The 4664-nt window shown below is 70.9% G+C and carries 5 protein-coding genes; 4 read left to right on the top strand and 1 reads right to left on the bottom strand.

Features of this window, described 5'->3' with window-relative positions; all coding sequences use genetic code 11:
- Together AB0C29_RS34425 and AB0C29_RS34430 are read left to right on the top strand one after the other, a co-directional pair.
- Positions 1 to 711, top strand: a 711-nt coding sequence (locus AB0C29_RS34425; RefSeq protein WP_360829271.1) for an alpha/beta hydrolase, incomplete at its 5' end; no start/stop codon positions are given.
- Between the two features lie 4 nt (positions 712 to 715).
- Complete coding sequence (locus AB0C29_RS34430) at positions 716 to 1891, top strand: serine hydrolase domain-containing protein (protein WP_360829274.1); 1176 nt, start codon at positions 716 to 718, stop codon at positions 1889 to 1891.
- Here AB0C29_RS34430 and AB0C29_RS34435 read toward each other — a convergent pair.
- Positions 1870 to 2604: a TetR/AcrR family transcriptional regulator gene (locus tag AB0C29_RS34435; RefSeq protein WP_360829277.1), complete on the bottom strand. Its 735-nt coding sequence runs from the start codon at positions 2602 to 2604 to the stop codon at positions 1870 to 1872. The genes AB0C29_RS34430 and AB0C29_RS34435 overlap by 22 nt on opposite strands.
- Before the next feature lie 191 nt (positions 2605 to 2795).
- Here AB0C29_RS34435 and AB0C29_RS34440 point away from each other — a divergent pair, with 191 nt between their 5' ends.
- Positions 2796 to 3809: a sugar ABC transporter substrate-binding protein gene (locus AB0C29_RS34440; protein WP_360829280.1), complete on the top strand. Its 1014-nt coding sequence runs from the start codon at positions 2796 to 2798 to the stop codon at positions 3807 to 3809.
- A partial coding sequence (locus tag AB0C29_RS34445) for an ATP-binding cassette domain-containing protein (RefSeq protein ID WP_360829283.1) occupies positions 3806 to 4664 on the top strand: 859 nt, incomplete at its 3' end. The genes AB0C29_RS34440 and AB0C29_RS34445, both read left to right, overlap by 4 nt.

Raw genomic sequence — 4664 nt, forward strand, 5'->3', positions numbered from 1 at the left:
GTTGATCCCTCCACCGGGCGGCCGAGAACCTTGAGCTACAACGATCTGATCGGTGTCGCCCTGGGAGCGGTGTTCAACGCGGCGAGCTGGCCCGGCCTGGGGTCCTTCGTTGCGGATGTGGAAAAGCAGCTGTCGACGGCGGCGCCACGGACGACCGCCGGCTCGACGCCGGACAAGAGCCCGGCGCGGGAGCTGAGCCCGGCGGGCGGGAAGGGCGCGGCGCGGGAGAAGAGCCCGGCGCAGGAGATGTACCTGAACGAGGTGGAGGGCAAGCCAGGCGTAGCCTGCTCCGACACGGTCAACCCCCGCTCCTTCCGAACCTGGCAGGCCGCCGCCGACCGCGCCGAGCGGCAGTACGGCTACTTCGGCCGCATCTACACCTGGGTGTGGAGCCAGTGCCGCTCCTGGCCACCCAGCGCCGGCCAGGACAGCTACCACGGGCCGTGGACCACACCGACAGCCGCGCCCGTGCTGATCGTCGGCAACTACTTCGACCCGGCCACCCCCTACGCCGGCGCCGTCGGTGCCGCCCGGCTGTTGCCCAACTCGCGCCTGTTGTCCTACGCAGGCTGGGGACACGTCGCCTTCCACCTGCAGCGCAACGCCTGCGTCGACGCTCACGTGAGCCACTACCTGCTGACCGCGAGACCGCCAGCACCAGGCACGGTGTGCCGCCCGGATCCGCCGTTCCCGCCCTCACCGGCGCGGTGAGCACGTGAGCAGGATCGATCGGCACTTCCGCCGGTACGTCGACGACGGTCTGCTCCCCGGCTGGCAGATCCTCGTGACCCGGCACGGCCGGATCGTTCACAGCAGCGTCTACGGCCACCGCGACCTGGCGGCCGGCACGCCGGTAGAGGACGACACGCTGTGGCGCATCTTCTCCATGACCAAGCCGATCACGTCGGTCGCGGCGATGACCCTGTGGGAGGAGGGCCGGTTCCAGCTGACCGATGAGATCAGCCGGTGGCTGCCCGCCTTCGCCGACATGCGGGTGTACGACAAGGGTTCCGCGCTCAAGCCGTTCACGGTCCCCGCCGTGGAACCCATCCGGATCTGGCATCTCCTGAGCCACACCGCCGGACTCACCTACGGTTTCCTGCACACCTCGGTGGTCGACCGGCTGTACCGCGAGGCCGGCTTCGACCTGGCGGACCCGGGCCTGGATCTCGCCACGACGGTCGACCGGTACGCGGACCTGCCGTTGCTGTTCCAGCCGGGCACCGCCTGGGGCTACTCGGTCGCCACCGACGTGCTGGCCCGGCTCGTCGAAGTGGTCGCCGGGCAGGACTTCGACACCGTTCTCCAGGAACGGGTCTTCGCCCCGCTGGCCATGACCGAGGTGCGGCGCTGGGTTCCGCAGGCCGACGCCACGCGAATCGCCACGCTGTACACCGCCGACCCCGTCACCGGTCGGCCGGTGCCGGCCGAGGAGCTGGGCCGGCAGGCGCTGCGACCACCCGTCCTGCGCGCCGGCGGCCACGGGCTGGTCTGCACCGCCGCCGACTACCACCGCTTCACCCAGATGCTGCTGAACGGCGGCGAACTCGACGGCCGGCGGGTCCTCGGCAGCCGGACGGTACGGCTGATGACCCGCAACCACCTGCCCGGCGGTCAGGACCTCGCCGCCCTGTCGACCGGCGGTTTCGCGGAGACGTCGCTGGCCGGGGTGGGCTTCGGTCTCGGCTTCGCCGTCACCCAGGACACCGTGCCCGGCCGCTCCGCGAACAACGCCGGCGAGTTCTACTGGGGCGGGGTCGCCAGCACCGCGTTCTGGGTCGATCCGGTGGACCGGGTGACCGCGATGTTCTTCACCCAGCTCATGCCGTCGAGCACCTACCCCCTGCGCCAGCAGCTGAGTCAGCTGGTCTATTCGGCGCTGGAGGACTGAGCGCCCACGCCGCCCACTCCGCCCACGCCGGCCGCTTCGAGGTCGATGTCCGGTGTCATGACCATTTTCAGGGCGAGCTGGGCGGTGAACTCGCCCAGCTGCCCGGGGGAGTCCGAGCCGTCGAGGCGGTACCACCGGATCAGGTCGATGCCCAGCGACAGGATGGCCCGGGAGACCCGCTTGACGTCGATGTCGGCGAAGACGCCGGTGGTGACGCCCCGCTCGACCGCGGCCCGGAAGACGACGTTCGTCTCGTGCCGCAGCTCGACGATCTCCTCGTAGTGCTCGGGGGAGAGCCCGGCGAGCTCGTACTGGCTGACCCGCGCGGCGACGTGGTGGCGGGCGTGCCACTCGGTGTAGCGGGCGACCAGGGCCCGGAGGTGGCGTACGGGGTCCTCGACGGTGAGCACGGCCGGCTCGCTGACGTAGCTGAGCACCCGCCGGTGCGCGGTCCGGATGATCTCGAAGAGGACGTCCTCCTTCGACGGGAAGTGGACGTAGAGCGCGCCCGGGCTCAGGCCGACACCGCTGGAGATGTCGCGGGTGGTGGTCGCGTGGAAGCCGTTCGAGGCGAAGCAGCGCACCGCCGAGGTGAGCAGCTTGCGCGGCACGTCGCCGCGGGACTCGTCCCAGAGGGTCGGGGACTCGTCGTCCAGCTCGGGGAGTCCTTCCAGGTCCTGGGTGGTGAAACGGGCCTGCCGTCGCTTCGCCATCGGGTGACCGCCTTCTTTCCTCGCCGCTGCGGCGACCCTACGCACCCCGTGCGGCGGTACGAATCCGCCCAGGTGATCCGTTTCCCGGCTGTCACAAAGGTGTGACGGTTGACACACGCAGATTACCAGGTAACTATGCGCTTAGTCAGCGGGCGCCACCGGCCGCGTACGACTCCGAAGGAGAGCCAATGATGCGGACTCGATCACTGCGGGCCGGACTACTGATCGGTGCCCTGAGCACGGCGCTGGCCGCCTCGGCCTGCGGCGGCGGCTCGTCCGGCAGCGGCACGGCCGCCGGTGGTGGCGGGACCCAGGGCAAGACCATCGCCTTCGTCGGCTACGGCGATGCCAGCCCCTGGGGCGCCGCCTACAACAAGACCTTCAAGGCCGAGCTGGCCTCGTCCGGCGTGAAGATCAACGACCTCACCAGCATGGACGCCGGCACCCAGGTGCAGAACTTCAACCAGGCGGTCTCGCAGAAGCCGAGCCTGATCGTCGCCGCGCTGTGGGACACCACGGCGACGGTGGTCCCGATCCAGAAGGCCAAGCAGGCCGGGGTCCCCGTCCTCATCGTCGACGGCCGGCCCGACCCGGCCGTCCAGAACGACGTGATGTCCGTGCTCTCCGACAACGTGAAGCTCGGCGAGTTCGCGGCCCAGAACATCATCGAGGGGCTCAAGGCCCAGGGCCGGGCGTCGGGCAAGGTGATCGTGCTGTCCGGCACCAAGGCCATGCTGGTCACCCAGGACCGGATGAGCGGCTTCGGCAAGGTGATGGCCACCGCCGCGCAGTACCAGGTGATCGAGGACCAGGACACCAACTGGGACCCGACGGCCTCCGGCAAGGTCGCCCAGCAGCTGTTCGCCAAGCACGGCTGCGACGGCATCCAGGCGGCCTACGGGATGGCCGACTACATGGCCCTGCCGGTCGTGCAGGCCGCCAAGCAGGCGGGGTGCAAGGTCGGCGGGACCGACGGCCTGGTCGTCACCGGCGGCAACTGCTTCAAGGCCGGCATCGCGGCCATCAAGACCGGCGAGATGTACGGCACCGCGACGGAGGATCCGATCACGATCGCCAAGCAGACCGCCTCCTACGTCACCCGCTACTTCAAGGGCGAGAACCCGCCGAAGAGCGAACTGGTCAAGGAGGACCGCGTCACGAAGGCGACCATCGCGCAGTTCGAGGAACAGTGCAGCCAGGCGTGAGCGGGCCGCTGGTCGTCGTCGACGCCCTCGCGCGCAGTTTCGCCGGCGTCCCGGCGGTGCGGGAGGTCTCCTTCACCGTCGGGGCGGGCGAGATCCACGCCCTGTGCGGGCACAACGGCGCCGGCAAGAGCACGGTCGTCAAGATGCTGTCCGGCCAGCTCGCGCCGGACGCCGGCCGCATCGTGCTCGACGGGGAGCAGGTCGACCTGCGCAGCCGCCAGGTGGCGCAGCGCCTCGGGGTGGCCCTGGTCGACCAGGAGCTCAGCGTGGTCCCCGCGCTGACCGTGCTGGAGAACATGAGCCTCGGCGACATCGACGCCCCGCTGGTCACCCGCCGCCGGGCCGCGGTGCGCCGCTGCCGGGAGCTGCTCGACGACATGGGTCTCGACCGGCTGCGGCCCGGCCAGCTCGTCGCCACGCTGAGCATGGGCGAACGCCAGCTCGTCGAGATCGCCAAGGCGCTCAGCCAGCGGGCCCGGGTGGTCATCCTGGACGAGCCGACCGCCACGCTCAGCGACGTGGAGAGCCGGCGGGTCTTCGCCGCGGTACGCCGGGTGGCGGCCCGCGGTTGCGCCGTCATCTTCGTCTCGCACCGCCTGCCCGAGGTGCTCGAGCTCTGTGACACCGTCACGGTGCTGCGCGACGGTCGCCGGGTCGTCACCGCCCCCGCGGCCGGCCTGACCGTGGACCGTCTCATCGTGCACATGCTCGGCGAGGCGCCGCACCGCCTGGAGACCTCCCGGCGGCCCGACCCCGACCTCACCCACGCGCTGCGGGTCGAGCACCTGCGGGTGCCGGGACGGCTCGCGGACTTCACCCTGACCGCGCGGGCGGGCCGGATCTACGCGCTGGCCG

This window comes from Actinoplanes sp. NPDC048791 (genome assembly GCF_040650095.1).
GTDB lineage: Bacteria > Actinomycetota > Actinomycetes > Mycobacteriales > Micromonosporaceae > Actinoplanes.